The organism is Mesobacillus jeotgali, from assembly GCF_900166585.1.
GTDB classification, from domain to species: Bacteria; Bacillota; Bacilli; order Bacillales; family Cytobacillaceae; genus Mesobacillus; species Mesobacillus jeotgali_A.
In genome coordinates this window covers 1,143,945-1,169,143 of the sequence record NZ_FVZC01000009.1, presented here as the reverse complement: position 1 = coordinate 1,169,143, position 25,199 = coordinate 1,143,945, and the positions used below count along the sequence as shown (strand labels likewise).

The following is a 25,199-nucleotide window of genomic DNA, read 5'->3' as shown; positions in this document are numbered from 1 at the left end:
TTATAAAAGGTGTGGGCATATGAAAAATTTAAAACTATATATTGCTTTAATGGCTATACTTCCATGGTTTTCCCTGCCCTTTCTCGATAAAAAATCCTTCCGCAGGTTTCTTCCTGGTACTTTGTTCATGAGTATTTATTTGATTTTTGAAGGGAGATTAGCTGAAAAAAGGAAATGGTGGTGGTTCCCGTTCAAAGTCAAACCCAATGTGCTTGGGGAATTCCCGTTGATTTGGGGACCATTTTTTATAGGCTCCTTCTGGATTTTGAAATACACTTACAAAAAGTTCAAACTTTATTTGTTTGTCAATATCCTCATTGATTCATTGTTTACATATTTTGCGCTGGATATATTCAAGAAAATGGGTTATGTCACTTTAGTAAGGCTTACAAAATTCCAATTATCCATCGTCTTTTTATTTAAAACCTTTGTATTGTATGGGTTTCAAGTATTCTACGACAGAGTGATCAGGGGAGAATCAGAGTAAAAGTATAAAATGGGTATACTAACAAAGATCATATTTAGAAAAGTGGGGTGAAATAAATGTCAAGACAAGGCATGAAAAACAGAGATCAAACAAGGGAACAAATTGAAAAGCATGATATAAGGAATGATATTGAATTAGGTGAGGAATTTCAGGTTGGAAATTCAAAGTCTCAAAGCCAGAAGAAAAGCGGAAGGCAAATCAATAAAAAGTAACAGAAAGACGCTCGTTCGTGAGCGTCTTTTTTTGACGAATCCAGAAAAAAATATGTTTTTTCCCTACCTTTCCGGGAACGTATTAAATAGTGATACAACCAAAAACGGAGGTGGGAAAATGAGCTTATTGTACAGCAAGGCAATGGAAGCTTTTAAAAAGGATGCCAAACGTCAGGCTGAGGCTCGAAAGAATTCATCCCAAAAATCGAAATAAGTCATTATTTGCGACTAAGCTTTTCTTATCCTATATGGAGGATGAATATTTTTCATTTAAGGGACCTTTTTATCGAGTGTAATTGATTGCTTTAAGGATTACAGTGATCAATGCCGTAAAAATGAAGAAAGAAAAAAGAAAAAAAGTCGGAGTTTCTCCCTTAAATCCTACAAATACATCATTAACATAGGCAAAAGACATGATACCGATCATGTATAGAATATGAATCATTAACGAAATTGATAAGGCTGGTTTTAAGATGTTCACTTAATCACTCCATTTGTAAAATCTTTACCATTATCTATTCCATTTTATGTAACAAAATTCCTTTTTTTTCGCTAAAATAATGCAAAAATATTAATTAAAAAACGGAACCATTGGGTTCCGTTTTCGAATCTTATAGATTTTCAAGGAACACCCTGATTACATCAGCGCCGCCAATGAAAGTCCCAAGGGAACTCCCTATATTGGAAAGCATGACGATTAGCAAAATACGGCTGACTTTGTTCCTCCAGAAGCCTTTCACACTGAAAACATCTTCAGAGAGTGTCTCAAAGTCTTTCACACTCGGCCTGCGAATATATGCCTGGGCAATCCCGGCAAACCAACCAGAGGCAAGTATTGGATTTAATGAGGTAATTGGTGCTGCCAAAAATGCTGTTAGTATGGTAAGGGGGTGACCCAAAGCGATAGCAGCTCCAAGAGCAGAAAGGCTGCCATGCCATAGTACCCAGCTGATGGTCTGGTCGAAACCTGCATTAGGATTGGCTAAAAATGTATAGAATATGATGGCGAAAATCAATACCGGGATGCTCCAACCTATGATTTTAGGCCAATTGGACTTGGGAGGAACTTCCCGGAGTTTCTTCAGGTCATGGTCTTTTTGAATCTGTTCTTTTATGCCGGGTACATGAGCCGCACCAAGGACAGCGACTATTTTTTCTCCTGGTGCGTCTTTGATTTTTTGAGCTAAATACTGGTCACGTTCATCTATCAAAGGTTTTTTCAGCCGTGGGAATGTCTCAGTGAACTCATTAAGCATAGCATTAATCGTGTCTTGTTCTTTCAATTTTTCAAGTTCTTCCTCTGAAATGCTGTCCTTGCTGAAGATACTTGTTATGATCTGGCTAAGCAGTATTGCTTTTCCTTTAAACCCGAGATTACCCCAGATGCGCGAAAAAGTAATTTGGATATTCCGATCTGCAAGAACCAGATTTGCCCCGACATCCCTGGCCGATTCTATCCCCTGGATCATTTCCTGCCCTGCTTTGATTCCCAGCTCATTCGCCATTCGATTCTGAAAAGAGGAAATAGCCAGATTCATTAATAATAAAGAAGCCCTTTTTTCCTTAATGACCTGAATTATATCCATTTCCTGCCACTTAGAGCCTTCAGTTATCGTTTGGTATCTTTGCTCGTCCAATTCGACACATACTGAATCTGGCTTCTCAGCCTCAATTACTTCTTTAACCTGTTCAGCGCTATGCCTGGATACATGTGCTGTTCCAATTAGTATGTATTCTTTGCCATTCATTTCAATTCTCGTAATATTTTCTTCAACCATATATACCTTCCTTTTAAGAGACCAATGAAAGCGGACTATATGTATTTTTTATTAAGCATTTTCGCGAATTTACTTGCTTTTACCTTTAAATGTATCTCCTCTGACAGAGATTTGGAACCTTAAATGTGGAAAACAGAGTCTGTCAGGATCTTTTTGTAAAACAGTAGGCAGAAGGCGAAAACAACTACTTATTTTACTATTATAACATGAACAATTAGGTCTAATATAAAGAATATTTTTATGGTTTACATACTCCTTACACATAGAAAGGCCGCACATCATCAAGTTCTGAATACTGTGCGGCCTTCCAATAAGTTTATTTTGAGTAACTGCTCTTAAATTTAGCGGATTTCCTGCTGTCCATCACTTTTTTCACTATTGGATATAATACTGGTCCCCATTTAATCGCTGTTCTAATCAAATTCCTCATGAGTCATCCCTCCTCATTGTTACTGTTTATATACCCAGTCTTTTGGAGGGACAATCCTGAATAATTTGGTAAAAGTTCACCTTATTCGACAGGTTTTAATTCGTCTTCTGTTACCCATTGGTGGTTTGTTACTTTTTCAGAACCATCGGTTGGTTTGAAATCAACCATATAAACGGTCATTTTCTCTGCTGAATCGATTACTGCTTTTGCCCCTTTCATTCCTGCCATATGTTCTGTATTGATGGTAGCTTCATCACCTGGCTTCAAGGGTTTTTCTCCTGGTTCCAAAAGTTCTTCATGGATTACCCACTTGTGGTTTTCCACACGCTCTCCCCCATCAGTAGGGTCATAGGATAATGCATAAACCACAGTATCATAGGCGCCAACAATTGTTGCCTCCGCACCTTCCATGCCAGGCATGTGATCATTCGTAATTATCGCTTTGCTGCCTACTTTGTATTTTGGATTGGACGCTTCTTTCAGACCTTTTGGCAGCTCACCTGAACCAGAATGCTCCATTTGTTCGTGTGCACTATGATCGGCGGTACCAGATTTGTCTTGTCCGCCTGTGCAAGCTGTTAAAGTCATTGCTGTGGCAATCGAAACTAGAATCATTCCCCATTTGTGTTGTCGTTTCATATTTATTATCCCTCCTTAGTTAATATCAACTTTATAACAAAAAAGTATGAAGATTTTATCGAGGAAGTTTTATATGAGAAAAAAGAACTAATTTTCTAAAAGTTTCACAACCATTAAAAAAAGGTAAAATCACATTAGAACAACAACGAGGGAGTTATTATGACAACAAGAATAATTAAAATCACCATATTAGTAATACTTATTTTATCAGGTATCAGCGTGACAGCAGCTAAAGCAAAAAACAAGAGTCAGGTAGTACTGGTCTCGTTTGATGGCATGAGAAACGACCTGACCCGCAGCTATGTTAAGGGTGGGAAACTGCCTAATATAAAAAATGTGATGAACAAAGGAAGTATGGCGAAGTATGCTACAACAGTAAGCCCTTCTCTTACTGCTCCGTCACATGCCGCGATTGCGACTGGGGCTACACCTCTTAAAACATCAATCGTCAGCAATGTGTGGCAAGAGAAGGATGCAGCCATGACAAACAAGAAGGATGCTTTTTTAAGTAAGTTGGAAGTAGATCCTTTATGGGTAGCAGCCAGGAAGCAAGGGAAAACAACAGCAACAGTGGCCTTTGCTGGCGCCAATCCAGCAACAGGTAAACAAGCTGATTACACTATTTACTATGGAGATACATGGTCACCAAGCAATCAGGAAAAACTCAAATTCACCGAAGCTTCCGGATGGACAAATCCACCAAAAAGTTATAGCGGTTTAAAAGAATCATTTTTCCAAATTAAAGTAGAAAATGCAAAAAACCAAACTATACATGTGCTGGCATTTGATTCCTCTGATGATCACAAAGAGAATTATGACTCTTTTATTGTCACTGATAATAAGGCTAAAACACAGAAATCCGTAAAGCCAAATGGCTGGGGTTCCCTAGAATTAAAGGTACAGGAAGAAAAGACAGCAGGTTTTTGGTTCAAGTTCGCATTAACCGATGCAAGTTTAGAAGAGGATACCTTTATGTACCGTACTGCGGTCACTTCAGGTTTAATTGATGGACCTAATGGTTTTTCAAAAGATATCAGGGACAGGTACGGCTTCTTCCCTCCACAGCAAGATGACATTGCACTAGAAAAAGGCTGGATATCAAGAAAGGAATATGAAGCAATATCAGAAAGATTTGCAAACTGGGTTACAGATGTATCATTGTATATTAAAAAAGAATATCATCCAGATTTGTTGATGTTTTACGCACCTCAAATAGATCATCAAGAGCATAAGTATTTGCTGACAGACCCAAGACAGCCTGGCTTTACAAAGAAAAAATCGGACGAGTATGCGGAGTACATTCAATGGGCTTATAAGACTGCTGACAAAACGGTAGGTAAAACAGTCAAAGCATTGGATGAAAATGATTACCTGTTTATCGTTTCCGACCACGGAATGGAGCCGGCGCATTCGGCGCTCGAGCCTAATAAAATATTAAAGGATAATGGACTTCTCAAACTTGATTCTGAAGGTAAAATCGATTATGAGAAATCCAAGGCAATAGCAATTCCTAGTGGATCCGCTGCTCATGTATATATTAACCTGGAATCAAGAGAAAAGTATGGAATCGTACCTGCTGAGGAATATGATCAGGTGCGAAAACAAATCATTGAAGCTTTCAAAAAAGTAGAGGTAAACAGGAATGACAACGGACCGGTCATAAAGTATCACCTAAAGGAAATTTGGAACAGTACCGTGAACCTATCTTTTAATGGATTGAAAGAAACGTCTCAAAGTTTGATTGGCTATCTTACAAATGCGAAGGTACACCCCTATGAGGAGATAAAGCAAATTCCCCAACAAGGGGTATCAAGGGAACAGAATGCGGGGGATGTCCTGTTAATGGCCGCTCCAGGTTATATTATGGGACAGGGTGTATCGGAAATGGTCAAACCGGCACCTGAATACGGAACTCATGGTGGAAATCCTGACCGGGAGAAACTGAAGGCCGTCTTCATGGGCATGGGCCCGGATATCAGCCGCGGTAAGCAAATAGATCCAATCACCAATTTAGATATCGCTCCGACAATTTATGATCTGCTTGATTTGGAAACTCCGTCTTATGTTGAAGGCGAAAGCATAAAGGAACTTACTCGAAAATAGGAAATGGCGAATCTATCCAGATTCGCCTTTTTTATATTTTCTTTTCCATTATCCACAATGGCTTGTCTCGGAATTGAATTCGCTTTATTTGCTGGTATCCCATCTTTGTCCAAAATGACAATCCTGGTTTATTAGCAGTAAAACAACCCAATCTTACTTCTGTTATTCCTCGATTCATCATCATTTCTTCATACATAGACAGTGCTTTTTCAGCCAGGCCCTTCCTGCTCCAGTCTTTATGTATAATCATTAAGCCAAGCCAGGGTTTACCATCTCTGGGATTACTCATGATGAAATCAATGATTCCTATGTATTTCCCTTTAACTTCTATGAGATAACGCTCTTTTTCGAATTCCTTCCCTTCCTCATGCTCCGCCAGTAAATCCTTTTCATCCAAAATCCGCTTGCTATCCGACAGCAAATTATAGTCAGGTTGGGAATTCATGATTCCCATCTCGATTTGAATCTTCTCCTGACTGCTTTGTTCAAACTTCATCGTTCTCTCTCCTATACATACATGTTGTAATCTTTGGACAATTTAAGTATGAGGTGATAACCATGGATTTGCAACGGGTAAAAGAAATCCTTTCTGCCGAAGATGAAATCTCCGTCCATTATCATGGAGTACCGATTTGGATTGAAAGCATCGATTCTACTTCAAGTATGGCGGTCATTTCGGCTAGAGGAACCCATGAGGAAAGACAGCTTGTTTCAATTGACGGGTTGGTTGAAAAATAACGAAGGCTCCCCACTTGGAGAGCCTTTTTGATTTCTCTATTTATGTTAGCATTTAATCAAGATCTACTCTTTCCTGTCCCGTATACACATTTAGTGACTCATCACGTATGAAACCAATTGTGGTAATGCCCAGATCTTCTGCAAGCTTAAGGGCGAGTTCTGTTGGAGCAGATTTCGATAAAACAATTTCACAGCCAATTTTGGATGCTTTCAGAAGGATTTCCGCAGATATTCTGCCGCTAAAGGCAAGGACCTTGTCTGTAAGCGGAATGCTTTTCTTCAGGCAATACCCATAAATTTTATCAAGGGCATTATGACGGCCTATATCCATGCGTGAAATCACGATATTCCCATTCTGGCAAAGTGCTGCATTATGCACCCCTCCAGTATTTTGAAATACTGTCGATGAATGCTGCATCTCCCTCATCAAAGAAAAACAGTCCCTCGAGGAAATTCTAACTCTTACCTTGTCCATTTTTTTTGCAGTCAGGGCATCATTAATAAAAACGAACCCCTGTCTTCCTGCTCCGCAGCATGATGTAATGTATCTTTTCCCCTGGAAATTCCGGTAGAACGGGTTTACCTTCTTCGTTTTTACATGGGCTGTACCTGACTTTGCTTCTATCCATAAATCCTCTAACTCATCATACCTGCGGATTACTCCTTCTGATGCCAGGAACCCTGTGACAAGATCCTCGACATAATCTGGCGAGCAAACAAGTGTGGCAAATTCTGTTCCATTGATTTTTATGGTCACCGGATGTTCAGTAACAATAGTATCTTCAATTCGTTCGGCAACACCATTTCCGTAGCGGAGTATTTCCCGTTTCACCTCGATAGGTTCCAGTGTTTGCCACCTCATTTCAGTTGCTTCTCAGGATCGTGTTATCTGTCAATAAAAAAATCCAATAACATTAGTTTAAAAAATCAGTACGCCCAGTCTCCTAAAGGCGGTATCTTTCGGTCTTCACGGCAGCTATCGCAAACATGAAGCTTAACAGCTTGAAATAAGTCTTCTTGATTGTCTTCAAAGCCTTCTTTTCTTCCGCACACTTCACAAATTCTCATGCTCGTCACCTCTTTTTTTCCTGAATTATTCACTCGCCTGGTGGAACCCTGCTTCACGAACTGCCTGCTTAAAATCCTCCAGGGAAGACATTCTTTCATCGAATACGATTGATACCGTCTTATGCTGGGCACTTGCTTCTGCTTGGGAAATTCCCCAGACCTCAAGCATGGCCTGGGTAAGTTTCTCAGCATCTTCTTCAGTGGTTAAATTGCTGATTTGAAACGTATAATCCTGCATGTTGACCCCTCCCTACTCACGCTTTTCTCTGCTTCTAAGGAAGGCTTCTCCCATTCCTTCCATAAAATCAACCATCGTGGTCATGGCTGCCCGTATTTCGGGATTGCGAAGCCTGATTCTCATTTTCCAGATGCTTTGCTTCTTTCCTTTTTCACCTGTTTCGGACATTCTTTTCAAACCGAGAGTGACACCATTCATCAATGTTTCAAGCTGGGCTGGCTGCAATCCTCCAAGAAACTTAAACAGGCCAAAACCACTTTTTATGACATTATGAACTGCTGGCTGGTTTACCTGCTGCATGGCAATGACTCCTACCTCGTTGCGCTGCTTAAGCAGAGAGCCCGCTGTTTCGAAGACCTTCACTTCATGAAGTTCTTTTGCCAGGTCAATTAAAGAAAGGACTGCTTCCTTATTGTCAGCAAGTGCTTGCATGATTTCCTCTGCAGCCTGGCTGCGTTCTTCTGTTTCATTTGGAATTTGCCTGTTAATTTGCCTGATCGCTTTCGCCATAATATCCCTCCTTTAATTCATCTATTTCGGAAATTGGTATATAGTCAGAACGCTGCCATTTTTCCTCTACCTTCACGCTAATTTGCGGTATCCTGTTTCCATAGCGATGGTTATGCTTAGGAAGCGGCAGCTCTCCTGTTGTTTCAAGTATTTCCATCTTCACTCCCATTTCCTTATATGCTGGAGTATGGGTAATAATATCGTGATAGCTGCTTGTAAGCCTGTTTACTGCCTCAGTATCCTCAGCAGTATTCATTGGTAAATACAATTCTTGCCCCTTTACCCTGTCGGTAACAATTACTCGGACTTCTACATGGCCATAGGGAGAGGTTAAACCGACTAGTGCCCCATCTTCAAGATTTCGTTCGGAAGCTAGTTGAGGTGAGATCTCGAGCCATACATCGGGAACCTTGTGGACAAGCCCTTCGGTTTTGTGCGTCATATTGCCTTCATGGAAATGCTCCAAAATTCGCCCGTTGTTTAAATGCAAATCGAATTCATTGCCTGGATCAAATGGCACTGTCCACTCAACAGGAACAAGTCTTGCCTTTCCATCCGGGAAGCCAAATTTATCTTTATATAACAGAGGAGTGTCTGTTCCATCGGCTTTTACTGGCCAGACAAGTGACTCCCACTGCTCAAGCCGTTCATAGCTGACTCCTGCGAAAATGTTCGCAAGCTTAGCCGCTTCGTCCATGATTTCTGATGGATGCTGATAGTTCCAATCGGCCCCAAGACGATTGGCAAGTTCCTGAAAAATCAGCCAGTCTGGCTTAGAATCTCCCCTCGGCTCCAATACTTTATAAAATCTTTGGATTCTTCTTTCGGTGTTAGTGAAAGTCCCATCCTTTTCAAGGCTTGGTGCTGCAGGTAAAATTACATCTGCAAATTGCGCGGTTTTACTGAAGAAAATATCCTGGACAACAAAGAAATCAAGTTTTTCAAAGGTGGAATGCACATAATTGGAGTTGGCATCCACAATTGCCATATCCTCGCCAAAAAGGTAGAGTGCCTTCATCTTACCTTTATTGATCGCTTCAACCATATGGTGATTGTCATAACCAGGGTTTTCAGGCAGGTCTACTCCCCAGGCTTCCTTATACTTAGCCCTTACCGCTTCATCGTTGACAGGTTCATAACCTGGCATCCATGGCGGCAATGTTCCAAAATCACAAGCACCCTGAACATTGTTATGGCCTCGCAATGGGTAGGCCCCTGTCCCGGTGCGTCCGTAGTTTCCGGTGACAAGCAGTAAATTCGAAATGGCGGTACTAGTGTCGGATGCACCCATATGCTGAGTAACACCCATTGCCCACAGGATGCATACTGATTTGGACTCTTTAATCATTTCTGCAAGCTGCAATATCTGTTCCATAGTGAGGCCTGTCTTTTCAATAGCATATTCGAGTGTATATTTTTCAAGCGAAGCCTGGAATTCATTCACGCCATTCACTCGTTCTGCGAGGAAGCTTGCATCCTCCCACCCCTGGTCAAAAAAGTATTTAGCGATTGCATTAAGCAATATAATATCTGTTCCAGGCTTAGGATGGAGGAATAAATCTGCACGCTGTGCCAGCTCATTCTCCCTTAAATCGACTACCACGAGCTTCTGTCCATGAAGCTTATGGGCACGTTTGATCCTCGTTGCCAATACTGGATGTGACTCGGCTGGATTAGCTCCGACAACGATTACAAGCTCGGATGCCATGATATCCTCCATCGTCCCAGAATCCCCGCCTAGCCCTACTGTCCGCATTAATCCAGTCGTGGCTGGCGACTGACAATACCTGGAACAATTATCAACATTATTGGTACCCATAATCGCACGAGCGAACTTTTGGAAGAGGAAATTTTCTTCATTTGAGCATTTCGACGATGCGATATATCCTATTGCATCTGGGCCATACTCCTCTTTAATCCCGGAAAGTTTTTCGGCAATAAGCGACAGGGCTTCTTCCCAGGTGGCCTCAACAAACTCTTCTCCCTTTCGGATCAGCGGTTTTGTCAACCGCTCTTCACTATTAACAAAATCCCATCCCCATTTCCCTTTTACACAAGTGGAAATACCGTTTACTGGTGCCTCTGTCTTCGTCTGGATTTTCAATATTTCTCGGTCCTTTGTCCAGACCTCAAAGCTGCAGCCGACTCCGCAATAAGTACATACCGTTTTAGTCCGTTTTATTCTAGCCTTCCTCATTGCGGCTTCCACTTCGGATACTGCGAATATTTCTCGATAACCTGGTTCTACTTCTTTTGTCATATCAATCATTGGAGCCAGAATATTCGGCGCAATTCCTGTCAGGAATCCAGCATTGCCGAGCATCGATTTTTCCATGAGCGCATTGCACGGACAAACGTTCACACAGTGTCCGCACGATACGCAAGAGGATTGGTCTATCGGAACATCATTATCCCAGATCACCCGGGGAACTTCGCGGCTCCAGTCTATCGTAAGGGTTTCATTCACCTGTAAATCCTGGCAGGCCTCAACACAGCGACCGCAAAGAATACATTGATCGGGCTCGTAACGGTAAAAAGGATGTGAATTATCCGGGGGGTAGGGTTTTGCTTGAAATGGATATTTTTGATGGGCAAGCCCCATATCTTCTACAGTATTATGGATTGTACAATTACCATTGTTGTTATCACAAACAGTACAATACAATTCGTGATTTTTTAAGATTCTTGACATCGCCTCATACTGCGCAGTCTTCACCTGATCTGACATGGTATCAACCACCATCCCGGGCTCAGCTTTCATCGTACAAGACCGTGTTAATTGACCATCTACCATGACATAACATGTATCACATGTCTGGATTGTCCCCAAATCAGGATGGTAGCAGACGCCAGGTATAAACACGTCCTCAGCTCTGGCTACTTCTAAAATTTTCTGTCCCTCAACAGCACTGTATTCCTTACCATTGATTTGGATGGTAAATTTAGATTCACTCATTTCCATGCCTCCTTAATCCAACTCTTGCAAATCTATGTTTTTGAATTCCCGCCTGGTTATGTTTCCTCTTGGATTCTTTCCTGGTTCCAGTTTCGATTGTTTGGCGATATGCAATCCAGTAAAACACGGAGACAAACACAGCTCCTCCAATCGCATTGCCGATATATACCGGAACAAAGTTCCTGATAAAATCAATCCAGCTATAATAACCAGAAAATATAGCCGCGGGAATAACGAACATGTTGGCAACAACGTGCTGAAAACCAATGGCGACAAATGCCATGATTGGAAACCATATCGCCAGGATCTTCCCGCCAATATCCTCAGCTCCATATGCAAGCCAGACAGCCAGGCCTACAAGCCAATTGCACCCAATTGCTGATACCAGGGAGGAAATGAAACCGTGCTCCAGCTTCGCTCCTGCAATCGCAACCGTTTTGTCAAGATAGGGTCCAGTTGAGGTCAATTCTGCGACCTGACCGAAAAAATAGGCGACAAACAAGGCTCCTACAAAGTTAAATAACGTTATCCAAAACCAATTTTTTATTAGCCTTCCAAGGGATATCCTTTTTGACAAAAAGGCCATCGATACGGCCATCATATTTCCGGTCAGCAGTTCTCCGCCGGCAATGACAATTAAAATGAGTCCTACGGGAAATACTGCTGCACCGATCAATGAGCTAAACGTTCCCCATTCTTCAGGAAGACTGGCGATGACTCGGATATCCAGCAAATAGCCAAGGGAAATGAAAGCTCCGCCCAGAAATCCCAGCACCAATACACTTGAAAAAGGGAGATTTGCTTTCTTCTGTCCATGTTCAGCTGTCAACTGAGCAATTTTGTTTGGCGGATGATATGCCATGGATGATTCAGCTCCTTTAATTTCCCTAAATAATATTTACATTACTGGGAAAATTATTAGCTACATGGCAGTAATTTTAAAAAGAGGAGTAAGATTCATGGATAAAAATCAATTGCTACACCGTGTACAGTCAATGATCCAGTCATCTACAAAAAGACCAAAACACATGACAATCTCAACAGTGAAGGTTGCTGATATTTTTGGAGTAAAGCCTGAAGAAGTTCAAAAAGGACTTGAGGAGCTTGTTCAGGAGGGATATTTGAAACAGTCGAGACTCGACAGCCCGCCGTATCATGATATATTTCTAATGCCGTGAATTTTAGTAAAGCAGTGACAACTTCAGAAGCCTCCAGTAATGTGAACGTATTCCGGCCATGGTAAGACCTTTGTTCCTGAAAAGAAGTAAGAGTAAGATAAAAAGCACATCCACTTATCAGGATGTGCTACTGAAAATTTTATTGCGGGTCCAGACAAATCAAATATCTGCCCTTACTCTTTTTACTTGTAACTTTGGTATGAAATTTAGCTTTGTTGTTAACATAATATAATTATTGATTATGCCACTCTAGTTGTCCAAAAGAATTTTTACCGCTTGTTTATTTTATAGACTCCCTTCACTTGCAATAAACTATAAGGTTATTGCATTTTGTGAATTGAAAAAAACCCCCAATAACCTGGGGATTTTCTATTAGTTTGGTAAAAGTTTAATAGATTGTCATTTTCCTAGTATGCATTGTTTTATTTTCCACCAAATTGGGCAAAGTTAAAATACTCACTACAATGGTGAAGGAGGAAGATTGTATGGGACAATTAGACGGTAAAGTTGCTTTTATAACTGGTGCAAGCTCTGGCATCGGCAGAGCAGCCGCAATAAAATTAGGCCGCGAAGGTGCAAAGATTGCTTTACTAGATATTAAGGAAGAAAATGCCAGGAGTGTAAAGGAGTCGATTGAAAACGAGAATGGAACAGCCATGATCCTTGAGTGTGACATTGCAAAACCACAAGAAGTGGAACAGAGCTTTAAAAAGGTTGCCGATGCCTGGGGGAAAGTAGACATTGTATTTGCCAATGCTGGAATTAATGGCGTTATTGCTCCTATTGAAGATCTGGCTCCGGAGGATTGGGATGAAACGATCCATACCAACCTCAAGGGAACCTTTCTCACCGTTAAATATGCCATCCCCTATATGAAGAAGGATGGCGGCAGCGTCATCATAACAAGCTCGATTAATGGGAACAGAATCTACAAAAATTTTGGGATGTCTGCATATAGTACCTCAAAAATAGGCCAAACCGGCTTTGGAAAAATGGCAGCGCTGGAGCTGGCACAATTTAAAATCAGAGTCAATATCATTTGCCCGGGAGCCATCGAAACCAATATCGGCAAAAACACCTTTCCTCAGGAAGAAGACCTGGAGAAAATCAAAATCCCGGTTGAATACCCTGAGGGCAACCAGCCCCTGGAGGAGCATGCAGGAAAACCCGAACAAGTTGCTGATCTCGTTTACTTCCTCGCTTCAGATTTGTCTTCCCACATAACAGGGACAGAAGTGTACATCGATGGCGCTGAATCACTGCTATAGCTGCTTAAATGGACACGAGCTCAGGAGAAAACGCCTGAGCTTGTGTGATTAATAGATATTCTGTTCTTCAATGATAAACGTATCATTAGAATTTTTTATTATGATATCAAAATTCCGATGATATGGATGCATAAATAATTCATATTGAATTCTGCGCTCTTCATGGCTTTGCCTTAGATACTCAATTTCTGTTCCTCTCTCAGTAACATCACGAATGCTTCTCCGCAAGAATTCAGTTTCTCCATCTGTATATAAGTAGATTTTCAAGTTATAAATTGAAGGGTCAGTAAAAGCTACACTCATGCCTTCTACTATATTGATCTCTTTTGAAGTCATTAACCTGCTCCTGCTGTATGATGTATCAATACTATAAAAATTGAGGCCATCTCTAAGCATTTTTATATCTCGCTCGAGTGCGGTTGTATGATGCGCTGCAGGATGGCATGCTGTCATTTTATCCCGGTGTAATTCTCCACGATATTGATAGTCGATCATCGTGTACTTCCGGATATTTGACCCAATGATATAAGGATCAGTATTGATATAATTCACCTTACTATCACCCAGCAGCTTCAATAGGTTTTCAGCAAAAGTGGTCTTTCCAGATGCACCATGACCCGAAATGCCGATGATGACTTTTTGATCCTGACTATTTATATGTTTTACAAGATTATGTAACAGATTTTTCATTTTTGCCTCCATGAATTTAAATACTATATAGATGATGATTCCCACTCTTCTGCTAAAACTCCATAAACTACATGGTCGACATAATGGTCGTATAGCCATTCCGCTTGCCTGATCGTGCCTTCTTCCACAAAGCCTATTCTTTCAGGAATGCTCCTGCTCTTTCTATTCCCCTTTGCTGCACGAATTTCAACCTTATTTAATTTCAGATGATTAAAAGCATAATCAGTCAATGCCCTGGCAACTCTTGTCATAATCCCATTACCCTGGTATTCATACCCCAGCCAGTAGCCGATATAAGCTGTTTTATTTGACCAATTAATACTGTTAAACCCTGCAGTGCCGACAATTTCCCCTTTATATAAAATCACTGTTGTCATGCTCCTGTTCTCTGCATAACCTTTCATCGTACCCTTGATAAACTCTCTAGTATCATCAGCCGTTTGTGTAAAATCAAGCCAAGGCAGCCACTCTTTCATATAATCCCGTGCATTTTCAGTCAGCTCAAATATCCGCTCTGAATCGTTCAGCTCGGGCTGCTTTAAAGACAATTGTTCATCTATTTTGTATAGAAACATCCGTGTTCCCCCTAATTTTTTATAAGAGAATACTATTCGACAGAATCCTTCTATTTCCTTTATACTCATTGCTTGTTTGTTCACACAAAAAGGCTGACGTGTTGTATCAGCCCTTAGAAGCAAGTTATAATTCTTTTCCATTTGTTTTAATTACGTCTTTATACCAGAAGAATGACTTCTTCTTTTTCCGTTCCTGGCTCCCGCTGCCATCGTCATGTTTATCAACATAAATATAACCATACCGCTTTGAAAATTCACCAGTCGACATGCTGACCATGTCAATGCAACCCCAGCTTGTGTAACCGATTAAGTCGACACCGTCTTCAATCGCTTCACCCATGGCTTTGATATGTTCACGGAGATAATCAATTCGATAGTCATCATTAATGCTTCCATCTTCCTCGAGTTTATCATACGCTCCCAATCCGTTTTCCACCACAAAGAGCGGGATCTGGTATCGATCGTATAATTTGTTCAGGCTTATGCGCAAACCTACAGGATCGATTTCCCATCCCCAATCACTTACATCAAGGAATGGATTTCGCACCCCGCCTATTATATTTCCTTCCGAAGCATCTTCATTGGTCTTCACTTTTTTCTCTGTGCGCGACATATAGTAACTGAAGCCGACGTAATCAACCGTGCCCTCTTTTAAAATTTCAAGATCGTCCTCTTCCATTTCAAGAATGATATTATGTTCCTTAAAGTACCGTTTTATAAAGGAAGGGTATTCTCCCCGCACCTGTACATCTCCGCAAAAATAATTAAAAATCTGCTCTTCCTGTAACGCGTGTAAAACGTTTTCCGGATTACTGTCAAATGGATAAACAGGAGCGAACAGAATCATACAGCCGATTTGCGAACCAGGAATAATTTCACGGCAAGCTTTCACTGCCATCGCGCTCGCGACAAATTGATGATGATAGGCCTGAAAGGTTGGCTGATAACGATCCTCTTCCTTTTCGATCGAAAATCCAAGTCCATTGATCGGCATCACCAGGGCACTATTAATTTCATTAAATGTCATCCAGTACTTAACCTTATCTTTATACCTCTCTAAAATGGTCCTGGCATAACGTTCGAAAAATGTCACCACTTGCCGGTCACGCCAGCCACCATATTCTTTTACCAAATGCAATGGCATTTCATAATGGGAAATCGTGACCACTGGTTCAATTCCATGTTTTTTTAATTCGTCCAATACCCGATCATAAAATGCGAGTCCCTCCTCATTAGGTTCTGCCTCATCTCCATTTGGGAAAATACGCGTCCAGGCAATCGACATCCTGAACGCCTTGAATCCCATTTCCGCAAACAAGGCAATGTCCTCTTTATAGCGATGGTAAAAGTCAATCGCCTCGTGATTCGGATAATACTGCCCCGGCTTGATTTCAAAATCAAAACCGGGCTTGGTCAAAATATCGTATCTTGCTTTACCTCCTGGGAGAACATCAGCCACATTCAACCCCTTATTCCCTTCTTTATAACCCCCTTCAATTTGGTTGGCAGCCGTTGCCCCTCCCCATAAAAAACCTTCAGGAAAATGGTATGTTTTCATGTTGTTAACCTCCATAATGTATTAGGAAGCATTTAGGTATGCTTACTGAATATTTACGAACTGGCAGGGCCTTGGTTGGCCCGAACCAGTCAGAGTACTGGATTTTCTTGACAGCTTTTGGCTAGCTTGCTCAGAACCTGTCCCTAGTTTGATTTTTTCTTGACAGCTTTAGGCTTGCTTGGCCCAAACCTGTCCAAAAACACCCTAGCTTCTGACAGCTTCTTGCATACCACCTCCAACCTGTCTAAAGTGCTCCCAACTTCGGACAGCTTTTAGCTTCCAACCCCCAAACCTGTCCAAAGATACCACGACTTCTGACAGCTTCTTGCATCCCAACCTCAAACCTGTCTAAAGTGCTCCCAACTTCGGACAGCTTTTAGCTTCCAACCCCAAAACCTGTCCAAAGATAACCTGACTTCTGACAGCTTCTAGCTTCCAATCTCCAAACCTGTCCAAAGATACCCTTACTTCTGACAGCTTCTTGCATCCCAACCTCAAACCTGTCCAAAGATACCACGACTTCTGACAGCTTTTGGTTTCCAAACTCCAAACCTGTCCAAAGATACCACGACTTCTGACAGCTTCTGGTTTCCAAACCCCAAACCTGTCCAAAGATGCCCTGACTTCTGACAGCTTCTTGCACCCAAGTCCAAAACCTGTCCAAAGATGCCCTGACTTCCAACAGGTTCTAGCTTCCAACCCCCAAACCTGTCCAAAGTCAAAACTACATTCTTTACCACACTACAAATTCTTCCCTTCAGCCGTATAAATCAATCCTACTAAATTTCCTTCTACCAGTGAGTTCTAAACCTAGTATCCCCTCAATATCTTAGTGATAGGAATTAGAATACTATAGGAAAATGGGTGATTTGCTATGTTTGTTGTTCACTTTTTTGAAAATAGAACGGAGTTATTGAATCAGCTTCGCCAGCAGGTTCCTTCGGTTGGGGAGGATCTGAAAATCAAGGGGCGCAAAGGAAAGGTTGTCAGGGTGTCCGCTATTGATGAAAAAACCTACCATGTGGAGCTGACCCTGGAATCAAAAACCAAGCAAGTACCGGCCGCCGATCCTGGTAAAAAGAAAAAAAGGTAATAAAAAGTGGAGAGCCCATAAGGTTCTCCACTTTCATTAGTTCCTGTTCAAATAAGCCCATGCGTACTGAGCATAGAGTTCCGCACCAGTAGACAATGCATCTTCATCGATGTTAAATTTGCCATGATGGTGGGCCCATTCTGTATCTTTGTCAGCATTACCACTGCCTACTAACGCAAAGCTGCCTGGGACCTCATCTAGATAGAAACTGAAGTCCTCACCGCCCATAGTTGGTTTTTCATGATAAATAACTCCCTCGCCAAATGCCTCTGCGGCCACCTGCTGGACTAAAAGTGCACTATCCTCATCATTAATGACGGCCTGAGTGCCGCGTGTGTATTCCACTTTTGCTGTAGCTCCATAAATAGCAGCGACATTTTCAGCATAGTGGGTAAGCTGTTCTTCAATATGGTCGCGCACGGCTGGATCAAAACAGCGTACTGTTCCTTCAATCACCGCATTCTCGGCAATGACATTGAAACGTGTACCTACTGCCATTTTTCCAATAGTTAAAACCGCTCCCTGTTGCGGGTCAATTGTTCTAGAAACTACGGATTGCACATTCATGACAAATGATGAAGCTACAATTGCTGTATCAATGCAGGCTTGCGGCATGGCTCCATGTCCGCCTTTTCCCTTAAAGGTCACCTTGAACAAATCAGCCGATGCGAAGGATGGCCCTGGTGTGCAGCTCACCTTATGCGTTGGCATTTGGGACCAGATATGAATCCCAAAAACGTTGTCGACTCCTTCAACGGCCCCCTGTTCTACAAGAGCCCGTGCACCCTGAGCTACTTCTTCCGCAGGCTGAAATAAAAGACGGACCTTTCCTGGTAAATCTTCTTTAATCTTATTTAATGCTTTCGCTGCAACCATCAGCATAGCCGTATGGGCGTCATGTCCGCATGCATGCATCTTTCCATCTTCTTTTGACGCATATGGCAAATCCTTATTCAATTGTTCTACCGAAAGGGCGTCCATATCTCCTCTTAGAGCAACTGTTTTGCCAGGTTTTCCTCCGTTGATTTCCGCTATAACACCTGTCGGTTCAGTACGACGATACGAAATACCGAGGTCTTCAAGATAAGAACAGACAAAATCAGTTGTCTTAAATTCCTCCCAGGAAAGCTCCGGCTCGCTGTGGAGCTTCCTGCGCAAACTTGTTAATTCGTTCTTATATTCCTGCAACGCTTCTTTTATCTTTTGGTTAATCATTTTTCCGCCTCCGTTAATGTCTTTGCTGCTTCATACAAGATTTCAACTGCCCTGGCGATATCTTCTGAGTCTGACCATTCCTCTGGACAGTGGCTTAGTCCATTTTTACTCGGAACAAACAGCATTCCTACATCAGTAAAATCGGAAAGGACCATCGCATCATGGCCGGCACCGCTATTGAATGGACAATATGGAATACCGATCTCATCGCTTTTTTCTTTTAAAATAGAGCGAATACCAGCGTTCAATTCTTTTGGCTGTATATACAGAAGCTGATCGATTGTTATTTCGATACCATTTTCACTATAGGAATCTATAAGTTGTTTTGTTTTCTTTATGACATTCAGCACATGTTCTTCCTTCCCTGAACGGATATCTACCGAAAAGACTACCTGATCAGGGATAACATTTGCTCCATTTGGATACACATTCAAACGCCCCGTGGTGATCACCGTGCCTTCACCTTCTTCGTCAACAAGGTCAGGCAGCCGGCTGATGATTTTGGCTGCTGTGACAAGTGCATCTGCCCGCCGGTCCATAGGAGTTGTTCCCGCATGTCCGGCCTGGCCTTTAATGGTAATCTCCAATTGTGTAAGACCTACAATTGCCTCCACAACTCCAATAGGAATCTTTTTTTCTTCTAAAATTGGGCCTTGCTCAATATGTAATTCCAGGAAGGCCTTCATCGTTTTGGGATCTCTTTTCTTGGCAAGCGAGGAGTCCAAGCCGATTTTGGACATCGCTTCAACAGTAGAAATTCCATTCTGATCCTTAAGCAAGTAAAAATCCTGCTCATCAAGCAATCCAACCATGCCTCGGGAGCCCATCAGCCCACCGCCAAACCTTGAGCCCTCTTCTTCAACCAACGCAACGACCTCCAAAGGATACCTGGGGGTAAGGGCGTTTTTAGCAAAAAGTGCTGCTACTTCTAGTGCGGCAACGACCCCGGCGGGCCCATCATATGAGCCGCCGTGTGGGACAGAGTCGAAATGGGAGCCGATCATTACGCTTGGATCGTCCTTCAGTTTTCCATCCAGTTTGCCGAAAATATTTCCTAAGCCATCTTCATATACATGCAGTCCATATTCTTTCATTTTTTGCTTTAAATAGTTACGTGTTTTCAAATCTTCCTGACTATATGTCAGTCTGGTTGTCCCTTTTCCAGGGGTCGCTGTATACTGGCTGATTTGTTTAATATGCCGTTCAATCCGATCTTTTAATTCTAGCAATCTAATTCATCCCTTTCTCTTACAAGAATCCGACAAAGATGCCTGCAAGCACTACAGATACAATGGTAACGGTCACGAAGCCTCCGACAAGCATAGGGGGAAGCATGTGACTTGTGAGTGCCTCTCTCTCCTTTTCATCATCTGTCAGTGAATTGATGACTTCGTTAGTAATGATATAATCCGCTGGGAACCCATAAAGCGCAGTAAGAGAAACTGCAAAAGCCATTTCCTTCGTTACCTTTAAAATCTTACCAACAACAAATGAGAAGATATACATTCCGATAACCCCTAAGATGATCGTTCCTATTAAAGGTACAAGGATTTCAAGCAGCATCCCTGGAGTTGCCTGCTTAAGTCCATCAAAAATGAATAACATCAATACGAGAATCGCCATTCCAAAGCCGTTCGCTTTCTGAAGAACCTGCTTTTCAAGGAATCCAACACTTGTAGCGATGACACCAAATAACAGCGCCAGCACGAATGGACTAATTGAGACAATCGGTGCCAGCAATGTAGAAGTTAAATAAGCAAGATATGCAACAAGTGAAAGTCTGAAAAACTTAAAAAACTCTGTGTTATATTTGGCTGGCAATCTTTTAAAAAGTTTCAATTCTACTTGCGGTGCAGATTCAACAGTTACAGCTACTTCCCCGGCTGCAAGGGTGCCCTCACGGTACTGCTTCAAAAGCCGCTTGCCTTCTTTTTTCAAGACTAGTGAAGTTAAAGGATATCCTGCGAATCCTTGCATCACATAAATGACGATGGCGAAAACTGATAGTGAAGCAAGCCCTGCTTCCTTTGCTCCTTCAGACATGATTAAAGCGGAAACTACCCCGCCAACCAATGGTGGCACTGCTACAACCATTGTTTGGAATCCGAAGATAAGCGTACCCACACTTAATAGTACAGCCACTATGCCTAAAATACCCGAAAGCGCAATTACAATTGTTTTCCACTGGTTCTTTAATTCCTTGATGGAAAGCAATGTCCCCATATTTGTGATCAATAAGTACATCATCATGACCGCTACTGCCGAAGGTACCCCGGCAAGAGCAACGATTTCTTTCGGGAAGAAAGTCCAGTACCCAATAAGGAACAGGACAGCTGACACGAACATGGACGGAATCCATGCCTTCGTTCTGACAGCGACCAAATCGCCTACTAATAAGATGAATACAACAATAACTAATGCTAATAATTGAGACATGACTTTTCCCCTCCATTTTCTTTTTTACTTCAACGCTTCGTCTTACGAAAGAAAAAAACTATTAGGACGATAATAATATAGATAAAAAATTCGGTCAATCATAATTTTATGAATTTTCTTGAGGAAGCGTTTTCTAATTCATTTTCATTCAATGTTCCTATGAAAATGTCATTATATAACAAAAAAAGACGAACTGCTTTTTAGCAGTCCGCCTCTCCAATATATATGATTAATCAGGTTTTTTTGTTTTTAAGGAAACAGCCAGGGGCTTATTATCAACACAATATTCTAGAAGAACAATCTTACCCTCATGTTCCAGGGTTTTGGCCAGTGCGATCAATTCTTCTCCTTCTTGAATGGAGGATACGGACGAAATGCTTAAATTGCCATCACTATTCTGGATTTTATCTAATAGCTCTTCTTTTGACAGTTTCAAATTCGTCATAATTATCACCCCTTTAAAGGATTATATGTTTTATACCCGATTATTTTAAAAATGAATCATACTAAAAATAATAATGATAGGAAAGACCATATAATTAGCAATTACAAATCATCAGGACATTGCCATCTGGATCTTGGAAATTAAAATAAGCAAAATCCCCAATACGCTCAATTTCTTTCACTATCGGAATTCCCTTTAGTTTTATAAAATCATAGGCTTTATCTACATCGTCGACCAGGAAGTTAAATAACACGTGGCCAGAAGGATTTAACATAAATCCCGGGTCGAAGGTGTGGTCATCAAGGGTTAGTCCTGTTTCAGATGCTACCGGAATGTTATGGACTGGAGATTCAACCTTTTCATTGTCGAATGGAATTCCCAGCAAAGCGTAATACCATTCGGTGGATTTTTTTAAATTGCTAACATGGATGAATACATTATTTACTCTATTGAAAAGTGGTGACTTCAAAGATTTTCTCCCCTTAAATTCATTTTAATACTCCAACGGTTGATCCCCGTATCTTGACCACAAAGCAGGGAACTTTTGTTTCAAGCCTTCTTCATCATCTTCCTCCCAGTCAAATTCAATCTCAGGAGGGATATGCTGATCTCCGGTAAGTTGTACATAAAGATCGTAATAATCATCGTAATCCAAGCCTGTTTTCTCTTCGTATGCGATACTGGCAACACTTAACAGGTCTTCAAGCTGTGGTACTTCCTCCTCTTCCTCGAGCATTTTTAAATGAGGAATGATTCTTTCAGGATCCTGGATGGCTGATTCATATGCGTCCTTCCCCTGGTAAAGCAGCCAGGCCCTAAAATAGTCAAAGGAATCATCAGAAGCACCGCCCATGATGATATACGCAGCTGCCCAAAGATCCGATGTGTAGGACTTATAATAATTCTGATTGAAATAATAATCGAACAAGACAATTTCTTTTACAGGTCTCTTTGATAAGTGATTGACCAGCCACTCCACCTGTTCGTCAGGGTCTTCGCCCTTTTGTTTTGCAGTTTCAAGAAGTTCCCAAAATACTGATTCGGACATCGTGTTTTCCTTTATGACCTGATCAGAAGGATTTGCTGGGGTATAACCCTTTTTCATCTTAGATTTAATAAGTTTATCAGCATCTTTTTTGCATGCTTCTTCAGTATCAAAGGTCTTAACTTTGACCGCTCCCACAGTTCCAACCTTTCCGTACGTTACCGTATGGCTTTTTCCTCCTACATGGATTTTCCAAAACTTGTTGGAAGAACCATCTCTGTAAATTAGGATTGTTTCCATCACTCATTCTCCTTTATTTCCTTTAGTGCTTTCACGATTTTTCGGAAACTGCTTTAATCCTTTTTGGCGAATAAACTTTCTACTTCGCTATTCAGTTCTTCCAATAACGGAAATTTAGTAGCAAATCCCAGACTTATAATTACATTTCGGTAATACCATTCCTGCTGCTCTTTGCCACGGTTGAATCTGTTCCACACTTGTTCTCCAGAGCGCTCCTTATCACTACGAATCGTGCGGACATTGTGCAGCTTGTCTGCACACGCAATAACTCTGATCTTTTCCTGTGCATTTTTTAAAAAGTCAATCGTATGCTGCTTACGCTCTTCCCAGGATAGTGATTTGTCAGGTTCTGAACAACCTGCTACTAGCTGTGCAACTTCCTTTCCAAATTCCCGTTCCACATCATCCAATGTCAAATCAGTATCTTCGACTGTGTCATGCAGTATGGCAGCAGCTACCATTTCGTCGCTATAGCCTGCTTTTTGGATAATCATCCCCACTGCAACAGGATGAGAGATATAAGGAATGATAGTGTTTTTTCGGTATTGGCCTTCATGGGCCTCTGAAGCAATTTGAAGTGCTTTATCAATAAGATTCATTTTGTTCTGCCTCCAAATTTTTAAGATACCTACATTACTTCTTTGTTAGTAAGATAAATCCTTCTTTTCACGAGAGCTGATTATTCTTTCCATTTTTTTCTGATATATTAAGGATATACACAACTATTGGAGGCGCCCATGAACAAACTCACAGACCATTTAATTGTCATCTCATTTGATTGCCTTTCTGAGCATGATGTGCCACAGCTCAGGGAGCTGCCCAATTTTAAAGCTTTCATAGAAAATAGTTCCTATTGCACGAATGTGGAGACAATCTACCCTTCTGTTACCTATCCATGCCATGCGACAATCGTAACGGGAAATTTCCCAAATCGCCATGGAATTGTTAATAATACATTTACCCAGCCAGGGAGAAATTCACCGGATTGGTATTGGCATCGTCATCACATTAAAGGGACAACACTGTACGATGAGGCCAAAAAAGCTGGCATGAAAACAGCGGCTTTACTTTGGCCTGTCACCGCCAAAGCTGATATCGATTACAACATGCCTGAAATATTCGCCAACAGGCCCTGGCATCATCAAATTCCTGTTTCCCTGCTTAATGGCAGTCCAAGGTATCAGCTTGAAATGAATTCTAAATTTGGCCATGTACGAAATGGACTTAACCAGCCGGAGCTCGATGATTTCGTGCTTGAATCAACGGTTGAAACGATTAAAACGAGAAAGCCTGATTTAATGCTGATCCATTTTGTCGATCTTGATTCCCAGCGCCATATGTATGGCTTTTCATCAAATGAATCAAAAGCTGCTCTGCAGCGCCATGATGCGAGATTGGGCAGAATCATTGAAGCAATCAAAGAAGCCGGTATCCTGGATGACTCTACTATTATCCTTCTTGGTGACCACAGTGCTCTCGACGAGTCTAAAGTAGTGAAATTAAACGTATTATTTAAAGAACGAGGACTTATTCAGGTGAATGCTTCCGGCAAAGTTACAGACTGGAAAGCCTATTGTAAAAGCTGCGACGGATCAGCGTACGTATATGTGAAAGAAGGAGAGGATTTCCAAACAAAGAATATTGTCACAGAGCTTTTAGCAGAGCTGCTTCACCACCCCTCCAACGGAATCGAAAAAATCATCACAGGTAAAGAGGCGAACGCTATTGGTGCAGATGGCAAAGCCTTTAGAATGCTGGAAGCAGCCAATGGCTTTTACTTTAGCGAAGCAATCGATGGAGAATTCGTCGAAGAAGTTACCCAACAGGACGCAAAATCCAAAAAATACACCCTTGCCTGCCATGGTTATTCTCCTGAAAAAGAAGGCTACCACACAGTATTCTTTGCAGCAGGAAAAGGGATCTGTCCCGGAATATCGATTCGTTCGATGCATCTGGTTGATGAAGGCCCCACCTTTGCCCGCCTTTTGGGGTTAGATCTTGGCGAAACAGACGGACGTGTCATCGAAGGTATTTTGGATATTTAAACCATGCAATTGAAGGTTTTTCAAGGTTCTGAAGCGAAATGTTAAAAGGCAGGAACTAACTATGCAGATTAAGCAGGATGGTACGGATGGTGATTGATTTAATGAGCCTGTTTAACTGGTTCGGCTGCAAGAGTTAATTTCCGGTAAGGTATTCCTGGGCGTACCATTCATGCCGAATTGGCGCTTTTCAATACCAGTTACAAGAGATTTGGACATTTCTTACACTTATACGATTATTTTGAACACCGGGTT

At 41.5% G+C, this 25,199-nt stretch carries 29 protein-coding genes; 8 read left to right on the top strand and 21 right to left on the bottom strand.

The window, feature by feature from the left end:
- Nucleotides 1–19: 19 nt before the first annotated feature.
- Both B5X77_RS15955 and B5X77_RS23395 read left to right on the top strand, forming a co-directional pair.
- Nucleotides 20–487, top strand: a complete 468-nt coding sequence (locus B5X77_RS15955) for a hypothetical protein (protein WP_079508946.1) — start codon at nt 20–22, stop codon at nt 485–487.
- Between the two features lie 56 nt (nt 488–543).
- Nucleotides 544–699 (top strand): hypothetical protein, encoded by a 156-nt coding sequence (locus B5X77_RS23395; protein WP_176167346.1) that lies wholly within the window; start codon nt 544–546, stop codon nt 697–699.
- Nucleotides 700–982: 283 nt separating this feature from the next.
- On the opposite strand, the gene B5X77_RS15950 is transcribed toward B5X77_RS23395, so the two are convergent.
- The 3 genes from B5X77_RS15950 to B5X77_RS15940 all read right to left on the bottom strand — a co-directional run bounded on the left by B5X77_RS15950 (nt 983) and on the right by B5X77_RS15940 (nt 3,546).
- Complete coding sequence (locus B5X77_RS15950; protein WP_079508945.1) at nt 983–1,180, bottom strand: hypothetical protein; 198 nt, start codon at nt 1,178–1,180, stop codon at nt 983–985.
- Between the two features lie 130 nt (nt 1,181–1,310).
- Complete coding sequence (locus tag B5X77_RS15945) at nt 1,311–2,477, bottom strand: TraB/GumN family protein (protein WP_079508944.1); 1,167 nt, start codon at nt 2,475–2,477, stop codon at nt 1,311–1,313.
- Between the two features lie 511 nt (nt 2,478–2,988).
- Nucleotides 2,989–3,546: a YdhK family protein gene (locus tag B5X77_RS15940; protein ID WP_079508943.1), complete on the bottom strand. Its 558-nt coding sequence runs from the start codon at nt 3,544–3,546 to the stop codon at nt 2,989–2,991.
- 159 nt (nt 3,547–3,705) lie between these two features.
- On the opposite strand from B5X77_RS15940, the gene B5X77_RS15935 reads away from it, so the two are divergent.
- A complete protein-coding gene (locus B5X77_RS15935; RefSeq protein WP_079508942.1) occupies nt 3,706–5,649 on the top strand; it encodes an alkaline phosphatase family protein in 1,944 nt (647 codons plus the stop codon).
- Between the two features lie 31 nt (nt 5,650–5,680).
- On the opposite strand, the gene B5X77_RS15930 is transcribed toward B5X77_RS15935, so the two are convergent.
- Nucleotides 5,681–6,145, bottom strand: coding sequence for a GNAT family N-acetyltransferase (locus B5X77_RS15930; RefSeq protein ID WP_079508941.1), 465 nt, complete (start codon nt 6,143–6,145; stop codon nt 5,681–5,683).
- A gap of 62 nt (nt 6,146–6,207) precedes the next feature.
- Between B5X77_RS15930 and B5X77_RS15925 the strand changes: the two genes are divergently transcribed.
- The gene (locus B5X77_RS15925) at nt 6,208–6,387 is read left to right on the top strand and encodes an H-type small acid-soluble spore protein (protein WP_079508940.1); all 180 of its coding nucleotides are present in this window, start codon (nt 6,208–6,210) and stop codon (nt 6,385–6,387) included.
- Nucleotides 6,388–6,439: 52 nt separating this feature from the next.
- Here the strand turns inward: B5X77_RS15925 and fdhD are convergent, their stop codons facing one another.
- From fdhD to B5X77_RS15900, 6 genes are all read right to left on the bottom strand, one after another.
- Nucleotides 6,440–7,234, bottom strand: coding sequence for a formate dehydrogenase accessory sulfurtransferase FdhD (fdhD, locus tag B5X77_RS15920; protein WP_176167418.1), 795 nt, complete (start codon nt 7,232–7,234; stop codon nt 6,440–6,442).
- A gap of 80 nt (nt 7,235–7,314) precedes the next feature.
- A complete protein-coding gene (locus tag B5X77_RS23390) occupies nt 7,315–7,455 on the bottom strand; it encodes a hypothetical protein (RefSeq protein WP_176167345.1) in 141 nt (46 codons plus the stop codon).
- A gap of 25 nt (nt 7,456–7,480) precedes the next feature.
- Nucleotides 7,481–7,693 (bottom strand): heavy-metal-associated domain-containing protein, encoded by a 213-nt coding sequence (locus B5X77_RS15915; RefSeq protein WP_079508938.1) that lies wholly within the window; start codon nt 7,691–7,693, stop codon nt 7,481–7,483.
- Nucleotides 7,694–7,705: 12 nt separating this feature from the next.
- Nucleotides 7,706–8,203 (bottom strand): helical membrane plugin domain-containing protein, encoded by a 498-nt coding sequence (locus tag B5X77_RS15910; protein WP_079508937.1) that lies wholly within the window; start codon nt 8,201–8,203, stop codon nt 7,706–7,708.
- The gene (fdhF, locus tag B5X77_RS15905) at nt 8,178–11,159 is read right to left on the bottom strand and encodes a formate dehydrogenase subunit alpha (RefSeq protein WP_079508936.1); all 2,982 of its coding nucleotides are present in this window, start codon (nt 11,157–11,159) and stop codon (nt 8,178–8,180) included. Before fdhF ends, B5X77_RS15910 begins: the two co-directional genes overlap by 26 nt.
- The gene (locus tag B5X77_RS15900) at nt 11,152–12,021 is read right to left on the bottom strand and encodes a formate/nitrite transporter family protein (RefSeq protein WP_079508935.1); all 870 of its coding nucleotides are present in this window, start codon (nt 12,019–12,021) and stop codon (nt 11,152–11,154) included. Before B5X77_RS15900 ends, fdhF begins: the two co-directional genes overlap by 8 nt.
- Between B5X77_RS15900 and B5X77_RS15895 the strand changes: the two genes are divergently transcribed.
- Complete coding sequence (locus B5X77_RS15895) at nt 12,020–12,337, top strand: hypothetical protein (protein WP_257391832.1); 318 nt, start codon at nt 12,020–12,022, stop codon at nt 12,335–12,337. The two genes, B5X77_RS15900 and B5X77_RS15895, sit on opposite strands and share 2 nt — an antisense overlap.
- Before the next feature lie 485 nt (nt 12,338–12,822).
- Nucleotides 12,823–13,605 (top strand): SDR family oxidoreductase, encoded by a 783-nt coding sequence (locus B5X77_RS15890; protein ID WP_079508934.1) that lies wholly within the window; start codon nt 12,823–12,825, stop codon nt 13,603–13,605.
- A 48-nt stretch (nt 13,606–13,653) separates the two neighbouring features.
- Here the strand turns inward: B5X77_RS15890 and B5X77_RS15885 are convergent, their stop codons facing one another.
- The 4 genes from B5X77_RS15885 to B5X77_RS15870 all read right to left on the bottom strand — a co-directional run bounded on the left by B5X77_RS15885 (nt 13,654) and on the right by B5X77_RS15870 (nt 17,092).
- Nucleotides 13,654–14,295 (bottom strand): uridine kinase family protein, encoded by a 642-nt coding sequence (locus tag B5X77_RS15885; protein ID WP_079510262.1) that lies wholly within the window; start codon nt 14,293–14,295, stop codon nt 13,654–13,656.
- Between the two features lie 23 nt (nt 14,296–14,318).
- Complete coding sequence (locus B5X77_RS15880) at nt 14,319–14,870, bottom strand: GNAT family N-acetyltransferase (RefSeq protein WP_079508933.1); 552 nt, start codon at nt 14,868–14,870, stop codon at nt 14,319–14,321.
- A 124-nt stretch (nt 14,871–14,994) separates the two neighbouring features.
- Nucleotides 14,995–16,428, bottom strand: a complete 1,434-nt coding sequence (locus B5X77_RS15875) for a glycoside hydrolase family 1 protein (RefSeq protein WP_079508932.1) — start codon at nt 16,426–16,428, stop codon at nt 14,995–14,997.
- Nucleotides 16,429–16,804: 376 nt separating this feature from the next.
- Nucleotides 16,805–17,092, bottom strand: coding sequence for a hypothetical protein (locus B5X77_RS15870; protein WP_176167344.1), 288 nt, complete (start codon nt 17,090–17,092; stop codon nt 16,805–16,807).
- A 210-nt stretch (nt 17,093–17,302) separates the two neighbouring features.
- Here B5X77_RS15870 and B5X77_RS15865 point away from each other — a divergent pair, with 210 nt between their 5' ends.
- Nucleotides 17,303–17,521, top strand: a complete 219-nt coding sequence (locus B5X77_RS15865; protein ID WP_079508930.1) for a hypothetical protein — start codon at nt 17,303–17,305, stop codon at nt 17,519–17,521.
- Between the two features lie 36 nt (nt 17,522–17,557).
- Here B5X77_RS15865 and B5X77_RS15860 read toward each other — a convergent pair whose 3' ends face one another.
- From B5X77_RS15860 to B5X77_RS15830, 7 genes are all read right to left on the bottom strand, one after another.
- The gene (locus B5X77_RS15860; protein WP_079508929.1) at nt 17,558–18,736 is read right to left on the bottom strand and encodes an amidohydrolase; all 1,179 of its coding nucleotides are present in this window, start codon (nt 18,734–18,736) and stop codon (nt 17,558–17,560) included.
- Nucleotides 18,733–19,965 (bottom strand): Zn-dependent hydrolase, encoded by a 1,233-nt coding sequence (locus tag B5X77_RS15855; RefSeq protein WP_139378376.1) that lies wholly within the window; start codon nt 19,963–19,965, stop codon nt 18,733–18,735. Before B5X77_RS15855 ends, B5X77_RS15860 begins: the two co-directional genes overlap by 4 nt.
- A 19-nt stretch (nt 19,966–19,984) precedes the next feature.
- The gene (locus B5X77_RS15850) at nt 19,985–21,172 is read right to left on the bottom strand and encodes a hypothetical protein (protein ID WP_079508927.1); all 1,188 of its coding nucleotides are present in this window, start codon (nt 21,170–21,172) and stop codon (nt 19,985–19,987) included.
- A 229-nt stretch (nt 21,173–21,401) separates the two neighbouring features.
- On the bottom strand, nt 21,402–21,617 hold the full coding sequence (locus B5X77_RS15845) for a hypothetical protein (RefSeq protein WP_079508926.1): 216 nt from the start codon (nt 21,615–21,617) through the stop codon (nt 21,402–21,404).
- Between the two features lie 94 nt (nt 21,618–21,711).
- Nucleotides 21,712–22,086, bottom strand: coding sequence for a VOC family protein (locus B5X77_RS15840; protein ID WP_079508925.1), 375 nt, complete (start codon nt 22,084–22,086; stop codon nt 21,712–21,714).
- Nucleotides 22,087–22,110: 24 nt separating this feature from the next.
- Nucleotides 22,111–22,902 carry a DUF4240 domain-containing protein gene (locus B5X77_RS15835; protein ID WP_079508924.1) on the bottom strand — a complete coding sequence of 264 codons (792 nt, stop codon included), beginning with the start codon at nt 22,900–22,902 and terminating at the stop codon, nt 22,111–22,113.
- 53 nt (nt 22,903–22,955) lie between these two features.
- Nucleotides 22,956–23,501, bottom strand: coding sequence for an HD domain-containing protein (locus B5X77_RS15830; protein ID WP_079508923.1), 546 nt, complete (start codon nt 23,499–23,501; stop codon nt 22,956–22,958).
- A gap of 138 nt (nt 23,502–23,639) precedes the next feature.
- Here B5X77_RS15830 and B5X77_RS15825 point away from each other — a divergent pair, with 138 nt between their 5' ends.
- On the top strand, nt 23,640–24,947 hold the full coding sequence (locus tag B5X77_RS15825; protein ID WP_079508922.1) for an alkaline phosphatase family protein: 1,308 nt from the start codon (nt 23,640–23,642) through the stop codon (nt 24,945–24,947).
- The last annotated feature ends 252 nt before the right edge of the window (nt 24,948–25,199 follow it).

Bases quoted from the DNA above. Each gene is read 5' to 3' on its own strand.
- B5X77_RS15955 (WP_079508946.1), top strand. From the start codon at position 20: ATGAAAAATTTAAAACTATATATTGCTTTAATGGCTATACTTCCATGG.
- B5X77_RS23395 (WP_176167346.1), top strand. From the start codon at position 544: ATGTCAAGACAAGGCATGAAAAACAGAGATCAAACAAGGGAACAAATT.
- B5X77_RS15945 (WP_079508944.1), bottom strand. From the start codon at position 2,477: ATGGTTGAAGAAAATATTACGAGAATTGAAATGAATGGCAAAGAATAC.
- B5X77_RS15940 (WP_079508943.1), bottom strand. From the start codon at position 3,546: ATGAAACGACAACACAAATGGGGAATGATTCTAGTTTCGATTGCCACA.
- B5X77_RS15935 (WP_079508942.1), top strand. From the start codon at position 3,706: ATGACAACAAGAATAATTAAAATCACCATATTAGTAATACTTATTTTA.
- B5X77_RS15930 (WP_079508941.1), bottom strand. From the start codon at position 6,145: ATGAAGTTTGAACAAAGCAGTCAGGAGAAGATTCAAATCGAGATGGGA.
- B5X77_RS15925 (WP_079508940.1), top strand. From the start codon at position 6,208: ATGGATTTGCAACGGGTAAAAGAAATCCTTTCTGCCGAAGATGAAATC.
- B5X77_RS23390 (WP_176167345.1), bottom strand. From the start codon at position 7,455: ATGAGAATTTGTGAAGTGTGCGGAAGAAAAGAAGGCTTTGAAGACAAT.
- B5X77_RS15915 (WP_079508938.1), bottom strand. From the start codon at position 7,693: ATGCAGGATTATACGTTTCAAATCAGCAATTTAACCACTGAAGAAGAT.
- B5X77_RS15910 (WP_079508937.1), bottom strand. From the start codon at position 8,203: ATGGCGAAAGCGATCAGGCAAATTAACAGGCAAATTCCAAATGAAACA.
- fdhF (WP_079508936.1), bottom strand. From the start codon at position 11,159: ATGAGTGAATCTAAATTTACCATCCAAATCAATGGTAAGGAATACAGT.
- B5X77_RS15895 (WP_257391832.1), top strand. From the start codon at position 12,020: ATGGATGATTCAGCTCCTTTAATTTCCCTAAATAATATTTACATTACT.
- B5X77_RS15900 (WP_079508935.1), bottom strand. From the start codon at position 12,021: ATGGCATATCATCCGCCAAACAAAATTGCTCAGTTGACAGCTGAACAT.
- B5X77_RS15890 (WP_079508934.1), top strand. From the start codon at position 12,823: ATGGGACAATTAGACGGTAAAGTTGCTTTTATAACTGGTGCAAGCTCT.
- B5X77_RS15885 (WP_079510262.1), bottom strand. From the start codon at position 14,295: ATGAAAAATCTGTTACATAATCTTGTAAAACATATAAATAGTCAGGAT.
- B5X77_RS15880 (WP_079508933.1), bottom strand. From the start codon at position 14,870: ATGTTTCTATACAAAATAGATGAACAATTGTCTTTAAAGCAGCCCGAG.
- B5X77_RS15875 (WP_079508932.1), bottom strand. From the start codon at position 16,428: ATGAAAACATACCATTTTCCTGAAGGTTTTTTATGGGGAGGGGCAACG.
- B5X77_RS15865 (WP_079508930.1), top strand. From the start codon at position 17,303: ATGTTTGTTGTTCACTTTTTTGAAAATAGAACGGAGTTATTGAATCAG.
- B5X77_RS15860 (WP_079508929.1), bottom strand. From the start codon at position 18,736: ATGATTAACCAAAAGATAAAAGAAGCGTTGCAGGAATATAAGAACGAA.
- B5X77_RS15850 (WP_079508927.1), bottom strand. From the start codon at position 21,172: ATGTCTCAATTATTAGCATTAGTTATTGTTGTATTCATCTTATTAGTA.
- B5X77_RS15845 (WP_079508926.1), bottom strand. From the start codon at position 21,617: ATGACGAATTTGAAACTGTCAAAAGAAGAGCTATTAGATAAAATCCAG.
- B5X77_RS15835 (WP_079508924.1), bottom strand. From the start codon at position 22,902: ATGGAAACAATCCTAATTTACAGAGATGGTTCTTCCAACAAGTTTTGG.
- B5X77_RS15830 (WP_079508923.1), bottom strand. From the start codon at position 23,501: ATGAATCTTATTGATAAAGCACTTCAAATTGCTTCAGAGGCCCATGAA.
- B5X77_RS15825 (WP_079508922.1), top strand. From the start codon at position 23,640: ATGAACAAACTCACAGACCATTTAATTGTCATCTCATTTGATTGCCTT.